The sequence below is a fragment of the Microtetraspora sp. NBRC 13810 genome, assembly GCF_030268685.1.
Taxonomy (GTDB): domain Bacteria; phylum Actinomycetota; class Actinomycetes; order Streptosporangiales; family Streptosporangiaceae; genus BSRQ01.
Genome location: NZ_BSRQ01000015.1, coordinates 94,918 through 112,017, shown reverse-complemented (window position 1 = coordinate 112,017; position 17,100 = coordinate 94,918). Strand labels below are relative to the sequence as shown.

At 72.0% G+C, this 17,100-nt stretch carries 20 protein-coding genes; 13 read left to right on the top strand and 7 right to left on the bottom strand.

Features of this window, described 5'->3' with window-relative positions; all coding sequences use genetic code 11:
• Window positions 1-59: 59 nt before the first annotated feature.
• Entirely contained in the window at window positions 60-749 is a 690-nt protein-coding gene (locus QSK26_RS27295) for a response regulator (RefSeq protein WP_285778122.1), read from the bottom strand.
• On the bottom strand, window positions 746-1,930 hold the full coding sequence (locus QSK26_RS27290) for a sensor histidine kinase (RefSeq protein ID WP_285778121.1): 1,185 nt from the start codon (window positions 1,928-1,930) through the stop codon (window positions 746-748). The genes QSK26_RS27295 and QSK26_RS27290 overlap by 4 nt, the downstream gene beginning before the upstream one ends.
• A 161-nt stretch (window positions 1,931-2,091) precedes the next feature.
• On the opposite strand from QSK26_RS27290, the gene phoU reads away from it, so the two are divergent.
• Window positions 2,092-2,745: a phosphate signaling complex protein PhoU gene (gene phoU, locus QSK26_RS27285; protein WP_285778120.1), complete on the top strand. Its 654-nt coding sequence runs from the start codon at window positions 2,092-2,094 to the stop codon at window positions 2,743-2,745.
• Window positions 2,746-2,764: 19 nt separating this feature from the next.
• Here the strand turns inward: phoU and QSK26_RS27280 are convergent, their stop codons facing one another.
• Genes QSK26_RS27280 through mshA form a run of 3 tightly spaced genes read right to left on the bottom strand, consistent with a single transcriptional unit; the run spans window position 2,765 to window position 5,294 of the window.
• A complete protein-coding gene (locus QSK26_RS27280; protein WP_285778119.1) occupies window positions 2,765-3,508 on the bottom strand; it encodes a phosphoglyceromutase in 744 nt (247 codons plus the stop codon).
• A 10-nt stretch (window positions 3,509-3,518) separates the two neighbouring features.
• The gene (locus QSK26_RS27275; protein ID WP_285778118.1) at window positions 3,519-4,007 is read right to left on the bottom strand and encodes a type III secretion system chaperone family protein; all 489 of its coding nucleotides are present in this window, start codon (window positions 4,005-4,007) and stop codon (window positions 3,519-3,521) included.
• Between the two features lie 9 nt (window positions 4,008-4,016).
• Window positions 4,017-5,294 (bottom strand): D-inositol-3-phosphate glycosyltransferase, encoded by a 1,278-nt coding sequence (gene mshA / locus QSK26_RS27270; protein ID WP_285778117.1) that lies wholly within the window; start codon window positions 5,292-5,294, stop codon window positions 4,017-4,019.
• 137 nt (window positions 5,295-5,431) lie between these two features.
• On the opposite strand from mshA, the gene QSK26_RS27265 reads away from it, so the two are divergent.
• From QSK26_RS27265 to QSK26_RS27255, 3 genes are read left to right on the top strand one after another with little or no spacing between them, the layout of a single operon-like run.
• Complete coding sequence (locus QSK26_RS27265) at window positions 5,432-6,175, top strand: SDR family oxidoreductase (RefSeq protein ID WP_285778116.1); 744 nt, start codon at window positions 5,432-5,434, stop codon at window positions 6,173-6,175.
• A complete protein-coding gene (locus tag QSK26_RS27260; RefSeq protein WP_285778115.1) occupies window positions 6,172-6,993 on the top strand; it encodes a class I SAM-dependent methyltransferase in 822 nt (273 codons plus the stop codon). Before QSK26_RS27265 ends, QSK26_RS27260 begins: the two co-directional genes overlap by 4 nt.
• Before the next feature lie 43 nt (window positions 6,994-7,036).
• Window positions 7,037-7,564: a GNAT family N-acetyltransferase gene (locus QSK26_RS27255; protein ID WP_285778114.1), complete on the top strand. Its 528-nt coding sequence runs from the start codon at window positions 7,037-7,039 to the stop codon at window positions 7,562-7,564.
• On the opposite strand, the gene QSK26_RS27250 is transcribed toward QSK26_RS27255, so the two are convergent.
• Window positions 7,545-8,072 carry an O-acetyl-ADP-ribose deacetylase gene (locus QSK26_RS27250; protein WP_285778113.1) on the bottom strand — a complete coding sequence of 176 codons (528 nt, stop codon included), beginning with the start codon at window positions 8,070-8,072 and terminating at the stop codon, window positions 7,545-7,547. The genes QSK26_RS27255 and QSK26_RS27250 overlap by 20 nt on opposite strands.
• Before the next feature lie 84 nt (window positions 8,073-8,156).
• Here QSK26_RS27250 and QSK26_RS27245 point away from each other — a divergent pair, with 84 nt between their 5' ends.
• From QSK26_RS27245 to QSK26_RS27215, 7 genes are all read left to right on the top strand, one after another.
• A complete protein-coding gene (locus tag QSK26_RS27245) occupies window positions 8,157-8,513 on the top strand; it encodes a BlaI/MecI/CopY family transcriptional regulator (RefSeq protein ID WP_285778112.1) in 357 nt (118 codons plus the stop codon).
• Window positions 8,510-9,433 carry a M56 family metallopeptidase gene (locus tag QSK26_RS27240; RefSeq protein ID WP_285778111.1) on the top strand — a complete coding sequence of 308 codons (924 nt, stop codon included), beginning with the start codon at window positions 8,510-8,512 and terminating at the stop codon, window positions 9,431-9,433. The genes QSK26_RS27245 and QSK26_RS27240 overlap by 4 nt, the downstream gene beginning before the upstream one ends.
• A gap of 80 nt (window positions 9,434-9,513) precedes the next feature.
• Window positions 9,514-10,035: a helix-turn-helix domain-containing protein gene (locus tag QSK26_RS27235; RefSeq protein WP_285778110.1), complete on the top strand. Its 522-nt coding sequence runs from the start codon at window positions 9,514-9,516 to the stop codon at window positions 10,033-10,035.
• Between the two features lie 2 nt (window positions 10,036-10,037).
• Window positions 10,038-10,475: a hypothetical protein gene (locus QSK26_RS27230; RefSeq protein ID WP_285778109.1), complete on the top strand. Its 438-nt coding sequence runs from the start codon at window positions 10,038-10,040 to the stop codon at window positions 10,473-10,475.
• Between the two features lie 164 nt (window positions 10,476-10,639).
• Window positions 10,640-10,972 carry a DUF2516 family protein gene (locus tag QSK26_RS27225; RefSeq protein WP_285778108.1) on the top strand — a complete coding sequence of 111 codons (333 nt, stop codon included), beginning with the start codon at window positions 10,640-10,642 and terminating at the stop codon, window positions 10,970-10,972.
• Between the two features lie 149 nt (window positions 10,973-11,121).
• Window positions 11,122-12,126, top strand: coding sequence for a LacI family DNA-binding transcriptional regulator (locus QSK26_RS27220; RefSeq protein ID WP_285778107.1), 1,005 nt, complete (start codon window positions 11,122-11,124; stop codon window positions 12,124-12,126).
• On the top strand, window positions 12,113-13,636 hold the full coding sequence (locus QSK26_RS27215) for a serine/threonine-protein kinase (protein WP_285778106.1): 1,524 nt from the start codon (window positions 12,113-12,115) through the stop codon (window positions 13,634-13,636). Before QSK26_RS27220 ends, QSK26_RS27215 begins: the two co-directional genes overlap by 14 nt.
• Before the next feature lie 114 nt (window positions 13,637-13,750).
• On the opposite strand, the gene QSK26_RS27210 is transcribed toward QSK26_RS27215, so the two are convergent.
• The gene (locus QSK26_RS27210) at window positions 13,751-14,218 is read right to left on the bottom strand and encodes a MarR family winged helix-turn-helix transcriptional regulator (protein WP_285778105.1); all 468 of its coding nucleotides are present in this window, start codon (window positions 14,216-14,218) and stop codon (window positions 13,751-13,753) included.
• Window positions 14,219-14,398: 180 nt separating this feature from the next.
• Here QSK26_RS27210 and QSK26_RS27205 point away from each other — a divergent pair, with 180 nt between their 5' ends.
• Window positions 14,399-15,787, top strand: coding sequence for an MFS transporter (locus QSK26_RS27205; protein ID WP_285778209.1), 1,389 nt, complete (start codon window positions 14,399-14,401; stop codon window positions 15,785-15,787).
• A 23-nt stretch (window positions 15,788-15,810) separates the two neighbouring features.
• A complete protein-coding gene (locus QSK26_RS27200; RefSeq protein WP_285778104.1) occupies window positions 15,811-17,001 on the top strand; it encodes a lysylphosphatidylglycerol synthase transmembrane domain-containing protein in 1,191 nt (396 codons plus the stop codon).
• The last annotated feature ends 99 nt before the right edge of the window (window positions 17,002-17,100 follow it).

The following is a 17,100-nucleotide window of genomic DNA, read 5'->3' as shown; positions in this document are numbered from 1 at the left end:
ACAACCAGGAAACGCCACCACCCGGGACGGGTGGTGGCGTTTTCCGGCTGTGGCGGGGATCAGTCTTCGATGGGGTCGAACTTGTAGCCGAGACCGCGCACGGTGAGGATGCAGCGCGGGTTGGAGGGGTCGGACTCGACCTTGGCCCGCAGCCGCTTGACGTGCACGTCGAGCGTCTTGGTGTCGCCCACGTAGTCGGCGCCCCAGACGCGGTCGATGAGCTGGCCGCGGGTGAGCACCCGGCCGGCGTTGCGGAGCAGGACCTCCAGCAGCTCGAACTCCTTGAGCGGGAGCTGCACCTGCTGGCCGCGGACGGCGACGATGTGCCGGTCCACGTCCATCCGGACCGGGCCGGCCGCCAGGATGGCCGACTCGACCTCCTCCACGTCACCCTGCCGCCGCAGCACCGCGCGGATCCGCGCGACGAGCTCCCGCGAGGAGAAGGGTTTGGTGACGTAGTCGTCGGCGCCGAGCTCCAGGCCGACGACCTTGTCGATCTCGCTGTCCTTGGCGGTCAGCATGATGACGGGCACCTTGGACCGCTGCCTGAGGGACCGGCAGACCTCCGTACCGGGCAGGCCGGGGAGCATGAGGTCGAGCAGGACGAGGTCGGCGCCGTTGCGGTCGAAGGTGTCGAGCGCCTCGGGGCCCGTGGCCGCGACCGCGACCTCGAACCCCTCCTTGCGCAGCATGTACGACAGCGCGTCGGAGAACGACTCCTCGTCCTCGACGACGAGTACGCGGGTCACTTCGCGGCCTCCAGGGGATTGGTGTTCGTGCTGGGTACGGCTACCGCCGTGCCACCGAAGGCGGGCAGCCGCAGGGTGAAGGTCGATCCGGAGCCCTCTTTGCTCCAGACCGTCACCTCGCCGCCGTGCGCCACGGAGACGTGCTTGACGATGGCCAGGCCGAGGCCCGTGCCACCGGTGGCCCTGGAGCGGGCGGCGTCCACGCGGAAGAACCGCTCGAAGATCCGCTCCTGGGCGCTTTCCGGGATGCCGATGCCCTGGTCGCTCACGCTGACCTCGACCGCGTCACCGGCGGGTCGTGCGCTCACCACCACTCGGGTGTGCTCCGGACTGTAGGCGACCGCGTTGTCGATGAGGTTGCGCAGGGCGGTGACGAGCAGCTCGTCGTCGCCCCACACGCGAAGGCCCTGGGTGCCTCCGGCGACGAGCGTGATGTCCTTGGCCGCCGCCTTGGTGTTGCATCGGTCGATGGCCTCGTGCACCGTCTCGTCGACCGGCACGGGGCCCGGGGTGGGGATGGGTTCGCCGCCCTGGATCCTGGACAGCGTGATGAGGTCCTGGACGAGGTAGGTCAGGCGGGCGGCCTCGTGCTGCATGCGACCGGCGAAGCGGGTGACCGCCTCGGGATCGTCCGCCGCGTCCTGGATCGTCTCGGCCAGCAGGCTGAGGGCGCCCACCGGCGTCTTGAGCTCATGGCTGACGTTGGCCACGAAGTCCCGCCGCACGGCCTCGACCCTGCGGCGCTCCGTCTGGTCCTCGGCGAGCACCAGCACCTGGCCGTGCGACCCGAGCGGGGCCACCCGTACGGCGAAGGTGGTCGCCTCCAGGCCGAACTTGTGCCCGGCCACCTCGATCTCGCTCTCCCGGATCTCGCCGTCCCTGCGCACCTGCCTGGCCAGCGCGAGCAGCTCCGCGGCCATCAGATGATCACCCTTGACCAGGCCGAAGGCCCGCGCGGCCGAACTGGCCCGCAGCACCCGGTCGGTGTGGTCGAGCACCACGGCCGAGGAGGGCAGGACGGCGAGGACGGAGGCGACGCCCTGGGGCAGCACTCCCGGCTCCACCGTTTCGGCCGGTTCCAGGGCGCGCCGGTTGTCGCCGTGATTCCTTATCGCGAGAACGGCGAAGGCCCCGACGACGAACCCGGCAAGCGCCGTCAGGCTCGCCAACAACTCGTTCACCTGTTCACTACCACTGGTGATTCACCCTGTCCTTCCATACCTCGATGGTAGGCGCGGGGTTCCGTGGCAAGGGATGGTCACAGGCTCATGACCACGCCGTTTCCCACAAAGTTCACGTACCGGTAGGAGTTCGTTCATTGTCGCGGCCGTACGGTTTTCCCATGCGCGACGCGTACCATGAAGAGCTTGACGCCCTCACCGATCGTCTGGTGGAGATGACCCGCCTGGTTCGCTCGGCGATCTCCCGGGCGACCACGGCCCTCCTCGACTCCGACCTCCAGCTCGCCGAGAGCGTGATCTCGCAGGACGAGGAGGTCAACCGGATCTACAAGGAGATCGAGACCTCCATCTACGACCTGATGGCCAGGCAGCAGCCGGTGGCCGTCGATCTGCGGATGGTCATCACGGCGCTGCGCATGGGCTCCGACCTTGAGCGCATGGGCGACCTCGCCGAGCATGTCGCCAAGATCACCCGTCTGCGGCACCCCGACTCGGCCATCCCCCCGGAGATCCGCTCGACCATCCTGGAGATGGGGCAGATCGCCGAGCGGCTGGTGACCAAGGCCGGCAGTTGCGTCGCCTCCCGCGACGTGGAGGCGGCCATGGAGCTGGAGCAGGACGACGACGAGATGGACAGGCTGCACCGGCGGCTGTTCCGGGTGCTGCTCGCGAAGGACTCCACCTACGGTGTGGAGCAGGCCATCGACGTGACGCTGATCGGGCGCTACTACGAGCGCTACGCCGACCACGCGGTCCGGGTGGCCCGTGACGTCGTCTACCTGGTGACCGGCTCCCACCCCCAGGACCTCGCCTGAGGGTGGGGCCCGGCCGGGGTCACTTACCCTGGTTCGCCACGGCCTGGATGGCGGCCTTCGCCGCCTCCGGGTCGAGGTATTCGCCGCCCTTGACCAGCGGCTTGAAGCTGTCGTCCAGCTCGTAGCGCAGCGGGATGCCGGTCGGGATGTTGAGCCCGGCGATCTCCTCGTCCCCGATCCCGTCGAGGTGCTTCACCAGCGCCCGCAGCGAGTTGCCGTGCGCGACCACCAGCACCGTGCGACCGGCGGAGAGGTCGGGCACGATCTCGTCGTACCAGTAGGGCAGCATGCGGTCCACGACGTCCTTGAGGCACTCGGTGCGCGGCAGCAGCTCCGGCGGCAGCAGCGCGTAGCGCGCCTCGCCGGCCTGGCTGTACTCGTCGTCGTCGGCGATCGGCGGCGGCGGCGTGTCGTAGGACCTGCGCCAGAGCATGAACTGCTCGTCGCCGAACTCCTCGCGGGTCTGCGCCTTGTTCTTCCCCTGGAGTGCGCCGTAGTGGCGCTCGTTGAGCCGCCAGGACCGCTTGACCGGCAGCCACAGCAGGTCGGCCGCGCCCAGCGCCAGGTTGGCGGTCTGGATCGCCCGGGTCAGCAGGCTCGTGTGCACCACGTCGGGCCGGACCGCGGCGTCGAGCAGGAGCTGCCCGCCGCGCCGCGCCTCGCTCTCCCCGGTGGCCGAGAGGCTGACGTCCACCCACCCGGTGAACAGCCCTTTCGCGTTCCAGTCGCTCTCGCCGTGCCGCAACAGCACCAAAGTCGCCATGGGGGCAAGCTTATCGACGGTCCGGGTCGGCGAAACGGGCGAACGCCTGCAGGTTGGCGAGGGATTCGCCACGTTTCGCCCGCCACGCCCACTCCCGCCGGATGGAGGAGGCGAAGCCCAGCTCAAGGGCCCGGTCGAAGGACTCGTCGGAGTAGGTGAGCACGCAGCCGAGCAGCCGGTCGATCTCCTCCTCCGACACCGCCGCCAACGGCAGCCGCCCCACGAGGTAGACGTCACCCGTCTGGTCGAGCGCGAAGTGCACGCCGTACGTCGAGCCGTTCTTGGTCAGCAGCCAGCGGTAGAACGCGGCGTGGTTCTCGTCGGGCCTGCGGCAGAAGAACGCCTCGACGTGCAGGGCCTGGTCGCCGACGATGAGCCAGGTCATGGTGGCCAGTTTGTGCGCTCCGGGCAGGCGGGCCAGGAACGCCTCCGGCCGGGGGCGCTCGTAGGAGACGTCGGCGCTCTTGAGCGCCGACTCCACCACGTCCGCGACGGTCATGTCCCCACCCTACGAGCTGATCGCGACGGGGGCACGGTGCAGATGGGCCAGCGCGCCCGCGTAGACCTCGGCGAGCCGGACCGCGGTGGCCGTCCAGCCGAAGGCCGCCGCGTGCTCGACCGCCCCGGCGGCCAGTCCGGCCCGCCACCGCGGCTCGTGCACGAACCTGCGCAGCACCCGGGCCCACTCCTCCGGCTCGTGCCCGTTCACGAGGACGCCGGACACGCCGTCCCGTACGGCGGTGCGCAGGCCGCCCACCGAGGCGGCGGCGACCGGGGTGCCGCACGCCTGCGACTCCAGCGCGACGAGGCCGAAGGACTCGTTGTGCGAGGGGACCACGGTCACGTCGGCGGCGCGGTACCAGTCGGCCAGCTCGTCCTGGGGGGCGGGCGGCACCAGGCGGACCACGTCGGAGATGCCGAGCTCGGCGGACAGCTCGGCGAGCAGCGCGGGGCGGGACAGCCCGCTGCCGCTGGGGCCGCCGACGCAGGCGACGACGAGCCGGGAACGCAGCCCCGGCTCCTCGACGAGCATCCGGGACGCGGCACGCAGCAGCACGTCGGGCGCCTTGAGCGGCTGGATGCGGCCGACGAAGAGCAGCACGTGGGCGTCCTGCGGCAGGCCGAGCCGGTGCCGGGCGGCGCCCTTGGACGCGGGCTGGAAGACCGACAGGTTCACGCCGGGGTTGACGACGGCGACCCGCTCGCGCGGCGCGCCGTACAGGTCGATCAGCTCGCCCGCCTCGGCCTCGGTGTTGGCCACCAGCCGGTCGGCGACGTCGACGACCTGCTCCTCGCCGAACACGCGGGCGCTCGGCTCCGGCCTGTCGTCCTCGGCGAGCAGCAGGTTCTTCACCTTGGCCATGGTGTGCATGGTGTGCACCAGCGGGACGCCCCAGCGCTCCTTGGCCAGCCAGCCGACCTGACCGGAAAGCCAGTAGTGCGAATGGATGACGTCGTAGCGGCCCGGGTCGTACATCGCCTCGGTGCGCAGCACGCCGGACAGGAAGGCGCACAGCTGGCCGGGCAGGTCGGCCTTGTCCAGCTCCTCGTAGGGACCCGCGGTGACATGCCTGACCAGGACCCCCGGGGCCAGCTCGGCCACCGGCGGGAGGTCGCGGGCGGTCTGCCTGGTGAAGATCTCCACCTCGACGTCGAGCTGAGCAAGCCGTTTGGCGACCTCGACGACGTAGACGTTCATGCCACCCGCGTCGCCGGTGCCCGGCTGGTCCAACGGGGACGTGTGCATACTGATCGTCGCGACCCGGTTCACCCGTCGTCGCCTCACCTGGCACCACCTCCAAGCGGTTTTCAACCACCCGAAATCACGAGTGATTCCCGCATGCGATCACAGGGGCCGGACGGAGTGGACGGCGGGGGGCTGGCAGGATGGCCGACAATGAAGCAGAACCAGAGGAGGACGGGTTGAAGCGCACTGCGGTGGTGACGGGGGCCAGCAGCGGCATCGGCGAGGCGACGGCACGCCGGCTCGCCGCGGAGGGGTTCCACGTCGTCGCGGCGGCCCGCCGCCGTGACCGCCTGGACAAGCTGGCCGCGGAGGTGCCCGGCGTGACCCCGGTGACGCTCGACGTCACCTCGCAGGAGTCGGTGGACGAGCTGGCCGCCGCGCTCGACCGGTGCGACGTGCTGGTGAACAACGCGGGCGGCGCGGTGGGCCTGGAGCCGGTCGCGGAGTCCGACCCGGACGACTGGCGCCGGATGTACGAGGTCAACGTGCTCGGCTCGCTGCGGACGACCAGGGCGCTGCTGCCCAGGCTGATCGAGTCCGGCGACGGCGTGCTGGTGATGCTGACCTCGGTGGCCGGCGTCGTCTCCTACGAGGGCGGCGGCGGTTACGTCGCGGCGAAGCACGGCCAGACCGCGATGACCGAGACGCTGCGGCTGGAGCTGGTCGGCGAGCCGGTGCGGATCGTGGAGATCCTGCCGGGCATGGTGCGGACCGACGAGTTCTCGCTGGTGCGCTTCCGCGGCGACGCCGACGCCGCCGCCCGGGTGTACGAGGGCGTGCCGGGCCCGCTGACCGCCGACGACGTGGCCGACGCCATCGCCTGGACGGTCACCCGCCCCGCGCACGTGAACATCGACCGCCTGGTCATCCGCCCCCGCGCCCAGGCGGCCCAGCACAAGGTCCACCGCGTGACGTCGTGACCGGGGTCCCGAAGAGCCCGCGGATCGTCCGGCCGGTCGGCGTCGTCACCCGCGGCACCACCGCGCGCAACCGGCTGCGCCGGGCCGACAGGTGGCTGACCGTCGTGCACGGCCGCCTGCTCACGTCGGCTCCCCGCCCGCTGGTGGTGGATCTGGGGTACGGCGCCTCGCACGTCACGACCGTGGAGCTTTTCAGCAGGCTGCGCCTGGTCTGCCCGGATGTGGAGGTGGTCGGCCTGGAGATCGACCCCGCCCGGGTCGCCGCGGCCGCCCCCTTCGAGGAGCCCGGCCTGCGCTTCGCGCTCGGCGGCTTCGAGCTCCCGGTGGCCCGCCCGCCGGTGCTGGTCCGCGCGTTCAACGTGCTCAGGCAGTACGGCGAGGCGGAGGCGTGGCGGGCGTGGGACATGCTGCGCTCGCGGATCGCGCCCGGCGGGGTGATCGTGGAGGGCACCTGCTCGGAGGTCGGACATCGGGCGACCTGGGTGGGCTTGGACGCCGAAGGCCCGCGCACGCTGACCCTCTCCACCCGGTTCGCCGGTTTCGAGCGGCCTTCGGATCTGGCGGAGCGACTGCCGAAGACGCTGATCCATCGCAATGTGCCCGGTGAGCCGATCCACGCCCTGCTGAGCGATCTGGACCGGGCCTGGGCGGTCTGCGCGCCGTACGCGCCCTACGGGGTGCGGCAGCGGTGGCTCGCCGCCGTGGAGAGCCTCACGGCCACCTGGCCCATCCACACCCGCCCGCCGCTCGGCGGCAGGGCCCGCTGGCGGCTGGGCGAGCTGACCCTCCCCTGGTCCGCGGTCGCTCCTCCGCGCTGACCCCCCGTCCCGCCGGCGGGAGACCCGGGGATAACGTCACCCCGTGACCCGATTCGTCCTGGATCCCGACCTGACTCCCGCACTGGTGGACGAGCTGATCGACTGCTGGACCCAGGTGACCAACGCCGGCGGGGCCGTCGGTTTCGTGCCCCCCGTGTCGGCCGGGGACATCCGGCCCACGGCCGAGGCGCTGTTCGCGCGCTGCCGGCCCGGCGGGACCGACCGGCTGCTGGCCGGCTTCGACGACGAGACCGGCGACCTGTCCTGCTGGCTGGTGCTCGCCGACAACGGCTCGCCGCTGCGCGCGCACTGGCGGTGGCTGCTCAAGGTGATGGTGCACCCGAAGCGGCAGGGCACGGGGCTCGGCCTGGAGCTGATGCGGGCCGCCGACGAGGCCGCCGCCCGCCTCGGCGTGGAGTCGCTGCACCTGGTCTGCCGGGGCGGCACCGGCGTCGACCGGTTCTACGCCGGGGCCGGGTACACGGAGGTGGGCCGTATCCCGCGGGCCATCCGGGTGACGCCGGGCGACGACCGCGAAGAGATCTATCTGGTCAAGCACCTGATTCCCTGAGCGCCCGCTCGAAATGCGCATAGGCTGTGGAGTCGAACAGGACGAACCTGACCTCTTTCACCTGTTCCAGCCGGCTCCGCGTGTCGCGCACGGTGGTGAGGGCGATACGCGCCCCGTCGTCGAGGGGCCACCGGTAGACGCCGGTGGAGATCGCGGGGAAGGCCACGCTGCGCGCTCCGAGCTCCTCGGCGAGCAGCAGCGAGGATCGATAGCAGGAGGCGAGCAGATGAGACCGGTCCTCGGACAGGCTGTGCACGGGCCCGACCGTGTGGATCACCCAGCGGGCCGGCAGCCGGCCCGCCGTGGTCGCGACGGCCTCCCCGGCCGGCAGGCCGCCGCGATAACGCGAGGCGCGCAGCGCCCGGCACTCCTCAAGGATCGCCGGACCGCCCCGCCGGTGGATGGCGCCGTCCACGCCGCCCCCGCCCAGCAGCGAGGAGTTCGCGGCGTTCACCACGGCGTCCACGGCCTGTTCGGTGATGTCCCCCCGCACCAGTGTGACCGTCATCCCGGCAATCTACCCGCCGGACGTCCCGCGAACTCGACGTACCGTAGTACTACGGCGGGTGGTAGGCGCGCTACCCTGAAAAATGTGAAGGGTCTGGGCGAGCTCGAACGCAGCATCATGGACATCCTCTGGGCCGAGAAGACGGCGCTGACGGCCCGCGAGGTGGGCCGGCACATCGCCGACCGGGATCTGGCCCCCACCACCGTCATGACCGTGCTGGACCGGCTGACCCGCAAGGGCTTCCTGGTCCGCACCCGCGACGGCCGGGCCTGGCGCTACGAGCCGGCCGCGAGCCGTGACGCGTACGTCGCGGATCTCATGCTGGAGGCGCTCGACCTCACCGGCGACCGCTCTGCCGCGCTGACCCGCTTCGCGCAGGCGGTCTCCGGCTCCGAGGCGGAGATCCTGCTCAAGGCTCTCACGGAGCTGGAGGAGGAGTGACGGCGGCGGCCCTCGGGGCGCTCGCCGTCGTCTGCGCGCTCGGCGCGTGGCGTTTCACCACCGCGCGGTGGACCTACCGGGCCCCGCACCTCGCGATCCTGCTCTGGCAGGCGCTCGGCGTCACCTGGGGGCTCGCCAGCACCGGCGCGCTGCTCAGCTACGCGCTCCAGCCCTACGACCGGGGCGTCCTCGGCGGCCTCGCCGCCTTCTCCTGGTCCGCCCTCAACGGCGGGTACGGCCCGCCCGGCGCCTATGACCTGCCGCACGTCCTGGCGCTGGTGGCCGGTCTCTCGCTGTTCGCCGTGCTCGTCACCGTGCTGCTGACCGCGGGGGCGCAGACCCTGCGGGCCCGTCGCCGGCACCGCGAGCTGCTCGCGCTGATCGCGCGTGACGATCCCGGCATGCCGGGCGTGCGGGTGCTGGACCACCCGGGCGCCGCCGCCTACTGCGTGCCCGGACTCCGGTCCCAGGTGGTGATCAGCGCCGGAACGATGAAGCTGCTGTCGGCCGACGAACTGGCCGCGGTGCTGGCCCACGAGACCGCGCACGTGCGCGAGCGGCACGACCTGGTGCTGCTGCCGTTCGCCGCGCTGCGCCGCGCGCTGCCCTGGTCGGCGGTCGTCCGCGACGCGCAGAGCGCGGTGGGGCTGCTCATCGAGATGGCCGCCGACGACCGGGCCAGGCGCTTCTGCTCACCGCGCCGGCTGGCCACCGCCCTGCTCCGCTTCGGCACCGCGGGCGCCGTGGCCACCCCGGACGGCACGCTGGGCGCCGCCGCCGCGCACGCCTGCGTGATGCTCAGGGTGGAGCGCCTGGTGTCGCCCAGCCCCGCGCTGCCGCGCAGGCTGCGCGCGGCGGCGCTGACGCTGTCGGTCACGCTGATCGCCTCTGCGCCGTTGCTCTGGCTCATCCCCCACTGAGACTGATGTCACGGTCAAGTGCTTGCTATTGTTAGCGCCAATGCGCGCAACAGCAAGCACTGTGCGGCATACTCGAAGGCATGGCACTACCCAAGGTCGGCTCGATTGGTGAGTACATCCGCGACCAGCGCACGCAGGCGAAGATCTCCCTTCGCCAGCTCGCGTCGGCCGCCGGTGTCTCCAACCCCTACCTGAGCCAGATCGAGCGGGGTTTGCGCAAGCCCAGCGCCGAGATCCTCAACCAGATCGCCAAAGGGCTGCAAATCTCCGCCCAGGCGCTTTACGTGCAGGCGGGCCTCATCGAGGACGGCACGCACGAAAGCGATGTCATCACCACGATCCGCGCCGACACGCACATCACCGAGCGGCAGCGGCAGGTGCTGATCGATATATATGAATCGTTCCGCAAGGAGAATCACACCGACACCGAGGTGCCGGCCGAGGAGGCGCACGACGCGCATACCGGCCCGGCGCCCGAGGCGGGCGACCCGAGCGACGACGATCCCGTGCCGGACCTGTTCGCCACACTCCAACCCTTCACGGCGACCGCTGGACCGTCCACCGGCAACGGCAACGCCACACCGGAAACCAAGGAAGGCTGACCATGACATTCGCCACTGAGGTCAAGAAGATCACGGAAACCAAGCCGTTCTACGCCGTGGCGGGCGCGGGCGACTTCGCGTTCGAGAAGCTGAAGGAACTGCCCGTCCAGTTGGAGAAGCTGCAGGCGGCCCGCGGCGAGTTCCGCGACTCGGCCAAGGACCTGCCGGTTCGCGCGCGCGAGTACGCCTCGAAGGCCGAGACCTACGCCCGCGACCTGCCGGAGAAGGCCAAGGTCTACGCGGACACCCTCAGCCAGCGGGCCGGCGAGCTCTATGAGGACTTCGCGAGCCGCGGGCGCAAGGTCGTGAGCCGGGTGAGCGGCGAGGCCGCCACCGGCCTTGAGGAGGTCTCCGCGGCGGCCAAGCCGGCTCCCCCCAAGCCGATCCCCGCCAAGAAGCCCGCCACCCGCACCAGGTCCACCAACAACGCGAGGCCCTGAATGGCGCGCGTGTGCCCCGGCTGCGCGTGAGCCGGGGCACCCGGGTGAGGCCGCGCGGAATCCCCGCCGGTGCGGGACATCCCGGACCGGCTCAATCGCCGCAAAGTCGGTGGGCGCACTAAGGTGGGGGAGGATTCGGCGGCCTTACCCTGACGGGAGCGGTGATGTTTGGGATCTACAGCATTCTGGACTTGATCTTCTGGCTGCTGGCAGTGGGCGCACTGGGCATGTCGGGATTCTCCCTGGTGCATGCGTTGCGCACCCCGGCCCGGGCATTCGCGGTCACCGGCAAGCAGACCAAGCGGCTGTGGTCGATCATTCTCGGATTCGCCACGCTCTTCACCTTCGCCGCCGTGCTCGGATACGTCTACGTGCAGCCCCTCAGCATTTTCACCATCGCCTCGGTGATCGCCTCCGGCGTCTACCTCGCCGACGTACGACCCGCGGTCAAGGAGATCGGTAAAGGCGGCAACTCCGGTCCCTACGGTCCCTGGTAATCACGGCGTCACCTGGGGAAACATGTTCGGTCAGACCGGTTTGACGATGTTGACAGTGATTTTTCGGAAACATCTGTTGACACTTACGAAACAATGATACGTTTCTGGGAGCGCTCCCACCTGCGCGCTTAATCGGTGCGGAGGAGACCATGGACGATCCCCCCACGCTCGCTCAGGTCGCTGCAGCCGCCGGAGTTTCCCCAGCAACGGCCTCCAGAGTTCTCACTGGTTCGGTACGGGTGAGCACCTCGACCCGCCGCCAGGTGCACGACGCCATGTCCCGCCTGGGCTATGTGCGGCGGCGCGCGCCACGCGGCGTCGCCTCCCGCCGCTGCGACCAGCTCATCGCCGCGGTGGTCTGCGAGTCACCGCCCCGGCTGTTCACCGAACCCTTCTACGCCCGGGTCCTGGCCGCCGCCGAGGACACGCTCACCGGGCACGGCGTGCCCATGTTGATCATGACGGCCACCCCCGCCACCTCGACGATCACGGCGCCGCCGCTGGTCGCCGGGGCGGTGGACGGCATCCTCCTGATCGGCGCCCGCGACCGCCATCCGCTCATGGTCACGCTCGCCGCCTCGGGCGTGCCCATCCGCGGCATCGGCCGCCCGCCGGACGGCCTGGACATGCCCTACGTCGACATGGACAACCGCGACGGCGGCCGGCAGGCGGCCGAGCATCTGCTGCTCGGCGGGCGGCGGTCCATCGCGGCGATCGGCGGCCCGCCCGGGCTGCCGGGCGCGGCCGACCGGCTGGACGGCTTCCTGCAGACGCTGTCCCGGGCCGGCATGACCAACGTGCCGGTCGCCTACGGCGACTTCAGCCGTGCCTCCGGGGCGCACGCCATGCAGTGGCTGCTCGGCAGGGTGCCGCACCTGGACGCGGTGTTCGCCGGGTCCGACACGATGGCCGCCGCCGTGATCCAGACGCTCAGACGGGCCGGCCGCCGGGTCCCGGACGACGTCGCCGTGATCGGCTACGACGACGCGCCCATCGCCCGGCACGTCAGCCCCGCGCTGACCACCGTCCGCCAGCCGGTCGAAGAGGTGACCGCCGTGGCGGCGCGTCTCCTCCTCACCGCGACCGCCACCGGCGACAGCCCGCCGGGCAACCCGATCCTCCCCACTGAGCTGGTGATCCGTGAGTCCGCGTGAGGCGGGGGGACTCCACGAGGGGGATGTGCTCACCCGGCGCTACCGGCTGCTCGAACGGATAGCGTCGGGCGGGATGAGCGCCATCTGGCGGGCGTTCGACCAGTCGCTGCACCGGATGGTGGCGGTCAAGGTGCTCGACGGGCCGCTCGGCGGCGACCACGGTGAGCGCGAGCTCATGCGCCGCGAGGCACGGGCCACCGCCAGGCTGATCCATCCCGACGCCATCGAGGTCTACGACTACGGCGAAACGGTCACCTCGGGCGGCCGGATGGCGGCCTTCGTGGTCATGCGGCTGCTCGACGGCACCCCGCTGGCCGACCGGATCACCGAGGGACCGCTGCCCTGGCGGGAGGCGGTGACCATCGCCGCCCGGGTGGCCACGGTGCTCGCCGCCGCGCACGAGCGCGGGATCGTGCACCGCGACGTCACCGCGGAGAACGTGCTGATCACGCCGGACGGCTCCAAGCTGCTCGACTTCGGCATCGCGGCCTTCGTCGGGGAGCAGGTGGACGAACGGGTCGCGGAGTACGGCACGCCGCCCTACGTCGCGCCGGAACGCCTCGCCGGGGCCATCACCGATCCCGCCGTCGACGTCTACTCCCTCGGCGTGCTGCTGTTCGAGATGCTCGTGGGCCGCACGCCGTACCCGGAGACGACCTGGGCGGAGGTCGAGGCCGCGTGCCGGGAGGGGCCGCCGCCCGTGCCCGCCGCGCCCGGCCTGCCCGGCGAGGTGGGCGCGCTGTGCCGGCGGTGCCTGGACGCCGACCCGGCGGCCCGGCCGTCCGCCCAGCACGTCGCCGACGTCCTGATCGGCACGCTCACCGCGCCGCCGGCCGCAGTCCCCCAGCCGGGCGGCGGCGGCATGTCCCGCGGCACCGCCGTCACCCTCTCCGTGCTCGCCACCCTCGCCGCCTCCTTCGGCGTCGTCGCCTGGACCGGCGCCGGCGACCTCCCTCCGCCGCCCGCGGTCACCATGAACACCCACCTGACCCCCGTGCAGCCCTCCCGCACGTCCCCGCCCGCCTCGCCGCCCGCCGCCGAGGCCGCGGATCCCCGCAGACGCGGCGGCGCCGCCGGGGGACCGTCCGTGACAAGCGGGGAGTCACCGGCGCGGGAACCCACCGGAGGCCCGCAGTCACCGGCGCGGGAAACCACCGGAGACGGGGAGTCACCCGCCCGGGAGGTGGCCGGAGGCGGGGAGTCACCGGCGCGGGACGTGGCGAGGGTGGGGGCGACGTCGCTGCCGGACGCGGTGGCGGCGTTCACCGCCGCCGTCCGGGTGGCCGAGGAGGATCGCCTGATCCCGGCGCACGTGGCGCTGGACCTGCGTCAGGTCGCGCAGAACCTGCTCGGCGAACCGGCCGACCTCGCCGGCGCCCTGGCCGGTCTGCGGCTCAAGGTCCAGGACCGGTCCCGCGAGGGCCTGCTCCCCGGCGCCGTACGGCAGGCCCTCGAAGTGCGGCTCACCGTGATCGGCACGGCCCTCACCCGGCACACCCGCCAAGCCTGAGGGTTCGGCCCGCCCCTCACCCGGCACCAGGCTTGAGGATTCGGCCCGGCCCACACCCGGCACACCTGCCAAGCCTGAGGGTTCGGTCCAGCCCTCAGTCGGCAGGCCGGAGGGTCAGGAAGCGGTCTCGGGGCGGGGCCAGTGGCAGCCGCCGCGATGGGCGATGCTGGCGTTGAACCGGGCCAGGCCGTCGGCGAAGGCGCTGAGCTCCTCGGGGCTCCAGTCGCCGAGGACCGAGGCGAGCCCCTTGAGGGTCCAGGCGCGCTCCTGCTCCAGGCGGCTGAGCCCCTCGTCGGTGATGCGGAGCTTGCGGGCCATCCCGCCGTCCGGATCGGGGATGCGCTCGGCGAGACCGGACCGCAGCAGGGTGGCGGTCTGCCGGTTGACCGTGGAGGTGTCCAGGCCGAAGACCTCGGCGAGCTGGCCGATCGACATGGGTCCTTCCACGTGGAGCCGTCTCAGCAGGACGTAGCTGCTGCGCTCCATGCGCCCTTCGAGAGGCTTCGCGTTGAGCATCGCCATGGTCGCGTGACGACCGATCAACATGAGTTCGCGCTCGATCTCGGTGATCTCGTGGCGCAAAAGATGGCCTCCTCCCAGCCCACCCCCGGCTCTCAAGAATACGCACGGTACAGTATGCACGATGCACAACATGTGTACCGTGCATACTCTTTCGTGAGTGGAGAACCGTTGAGCACCGCCTCCCCCCGCAGCGGCCTGGTCGTAGGAGTGCTGGCCGCCGCCGGCATCGTGGTCTCGCTGATGCAGACCCTGATCGTCCCGTTGATCGCCGACCTCCCTCGGCTGCTGAACACCAGCGCCGCCAACGCCTCCTGGGCCATCACCGCCACCCTCCTCGCCGGCGCGGTGGCCACCCCCGTGGTCGGCCGCCTCGGCGACCTGTACGGCAAGCGGCGGCTGCTGCTGATCAGCGCCCTCCTGCTCGCCGCCGGCTCCGTGGTGTGCGCCCCGGCCGACTCCCTCACCCCCATGGTGATCGGCCGCGCCCTGCAGGGCGTCGGCATGGGCGTGATCCCGCTCGGCATCAGCATCATGCGCGACGTGCTGCCGCCGCAGCGGCTCGGCTCGGCCATGGCCCTGATGAGCTCCTCCCTTGGCGTGGGCGGCGCGCTCGGCCTGCCCGCCTCCGCGTTGGTCGCCCAGCACGCCGACTGGCACGTGCTGTTCTGGGCGGCGGCCGTCCTCGGCGTCCTGGTGGCGGTCGCGGTGTTCCTGGTCGTGCCGGAGTCGCCCGCCGGGGCCACGGGCCGGTTCGACGTCGTCGGCGCGATCGGGCTGTCCGCCGGGCTGGTCCTGCTGCTGCTTCCCGTCTCCAAGGGCGGCGACTGGGGCTGGACCAGCGGTACCACGCTCGGCATGTTCGCCGCGTCGGCGGTCGTCCTGCTGCTGTGGGGCTGGTGGGAGCTGCGGACGGCCAGCCCGCTGGTGGACCTGCGCACCAGCTCCCGCCGCCAGGTGCTGCTCACCAACCTGGCCTCCGTCGTCGTCGGCTTCGCCATGTACGCGATGTCGCTGATCACTCCTCAGCTTCTCCAGCTCCCCGAGGCCACCGGCTACGGCCTGGGGCAGTCCATGGTCGCGGCCGGCCTGTGGATGGCCCCCGGCGGTCTGGTCATGATGGCCGTCTCGCCGCTGGCGGCACGACTGTCGGCCGGGCGCGGGCCGAAGATCTCGCTGTTCACCGGCGCGGTCGTCATCGCCTGCGGCTACGTCCTGGCGCTCGGCCTCAGCGGCAGCCCGTGGGGCATCCTGTTCTACTCCGCCGTCATCAGCGCCGGGATCGGCTTCGCCTACGCGGCCATGCCCGCCCTGATCATGACCGCCGTGCCGCGCTCCGAGACCGCCGCCGCCAACGGCCTCAACAGCCTGATGCGCGCCATCGGCACCTCCACCTCCAGCGCGGTGATCGGCGTCGTGCTGGCCAACATGACCATGAAGCTGGGCCCGGTCGTCCTGCCGTCCGAGGAGGGCTTCCGCACCGGCTTCGTCATCGGCGGCGGCGTCGCCGTACTCGCCGCGCTCATCGTCCTGCTCATCCCCGGCCGCCGCGCGGCGGCCACTGCCGGCACCGCCTCGGAGATCGGCTCCCCGCGAATCGAGGAGCCCCTCCCCGGGAGCCGGGCCTCGTAACCTGCTGATGAAGGAGCGGGATCATGCCTGACTGCCTCGCCCACCACCGCGACCGCACTCCAGCGGGCGCGGGCGGCGGCGACCGTGCGCCGCACGGGCCGAGGTCTCCACAGGGTTCTCCCCATGCGTCTCCCCATGCGTCTCCCCAGGCGTCTTCGCAGGAGCCCCCGCTCCGGTCGCCGGCGCGTCGGCGGCTCCACCTGCCCGCCGTCCTGCGGGACCGCCACGTCCCGGCCGCCCTGCGGCGCTGGATCCGGATCCTGCTGCCGGTCGCCCTGGTGGGCGTGGCCGGGTGGACCCTCCGCGACCAGCTTCCCGCGCCGTCGGAGATCCTGGCCACCGCCCAGGGGGCGCGTCCGCAGGAGCTGGCCCTGGCCGTCGCGGCGGTCCTCATCTCGCTCGGCATGTTCGCCCGCCAGCAGCGGCGGGTGCTGCACGCCTACGGCGTCACCATGCCGGTGAGCCACGCCATGGCGCTGTCCTACGCCCGCACCGCGATGGCCGCCGCGCTCCCTGCGGGCTCGGCCGTGTCCGCCGGGTACGCCTACCGGACCTTCCGCTCGCACGGCGCGGGCCGTACCTCCGCCGCGTCCGTCACGGTGGTCTCCGGTGCCGTCTCGATGATCGGGCTGCTGCTGCTCTACGTGGCCGGCACCGCGGTGACCGCGGTCCTGGCGCCCGGTGAGCTCGCCGACGTGCGCGGGCCGCTGCTCGGCGGGGCGGCGCTCCTCCTCGTCGTCGGGATCGTGCTGCACGCCGGCCGGCCGCGCGCGGCGCACGCGCCCCGCCGCCGCACGCGGCTCGCCGAACGGCTGGCGCCGGTCACCGCGACCGTCCGCTCGATCGTCACGCTGCCGCGCGCCGACACGGCCGCCGCCGTCAACAGCGCCGTCCTGAGCTGGCTGTTCGACCTGGCCTGCCTCCAGGCCGCCGTCCTCGCCTTCGGCCTGCACATCGACCCGGTACGGCTGGCCGCCACGTACCTCGCCGCCCAGATGCTGCGGCAGATCCCGCTCACCCCCGGCGGCATCGGGATCATCGAGACCAGTCTGATCGCCGGGCTGACCGCGGCCGGCGTCCCGGTGGCTCCGGCGACCGCCGCCGTGCTGATCTACCGGCTGCTCACCTGCTGGCTCATCCTGCCGCTCGGCCTCGCGTCCTGGGCGCTGCTCCGCCGGGCCGGTTCCCCGCGGGACGACGCGGACGCGAGCTGAAAGTTTCAGTGCCGGGCGGCGGACGGCCCAGCTAGGCGACGGGGCCGACATCCGCGTGTAACAGCGCATTGACATACGGGCGTCGCTCATCAGAATCCA

Excerpts from the sequence above, each read along its gene's own strand:
- phoU (WP_285778120.1), top strand. The coding sequence starts at position 2,092 with ATGCGCGACGCGTACCATGAAGAGCTTGACGCCCTCACCGATCGTCTG.
- QSK26_RS27280 (WP_285778119.1), bottom strand. The coding sequence starts at position 3,508 with ATGGCGACTTTGGTGCTGTTGCGGCACGGCGAGAGCGACTGGAACGCG.
- QSK26_RS27275 (WP_285778118.1), bottom strand. The coding sequence starts at position 4,007 with ATGACCGTCGCGGACGTGGTGGAGTCGGCGCTCAAGAGCGCCGACGTC.
- QSK26_RS27250 (WP_285778113.1), bottom strand. The coding sequence starts at position 8,072 with ATGACGGTCACACTGGTGCGGGGGGACATCACCGAACAGGCCGTGGAC.
- QSK26_RS27235 (WP_285778110.1), top strand. The coding sequence starts at position 9,514 with ATGGCACTACCCAAGGTCGGCTCGATTGGTGAGTACATCCGCGACCAG.
- QSK26_RS27230 (WP_285778109.1), top strand. The coding sequence starts at position 10,038 with ATGACATTCGCCACTGAGGTCAAGAAGATCACGGAAACCAAGCCGTTC.
- QSK26_RS27225 (WP_285778108.1), top strand. The coding sequence starts at position 10,640 with ATGTTTGGGATCTACAGCATTCTGGACTTGATCTTCTGGCTGCTGGCA.
- QSK26_RS27220 (WP_285778107.1), top strand. The coding sequence starts at position 11,122 with ATGGACGATCCCCCCACGCTCGCTCAGGTCGCTGCAGCCGCCGGAGTT.
- QSK26_RS27205 (WP_285778209.1), top strand. The coding sequence starts at position 14,399 with ATGCAGACCCTGATCGTCCCGTTGATCGCCGACCTCCCTCGGCTGCTG.
- QSK26_RS27200 (WP_285778104.1), top strand. The coding sequence starts at position 15,811 with ATGCCTGACTGCCTCGCCCACCACCGCGACCGCACTCCAGCGGGCGCG.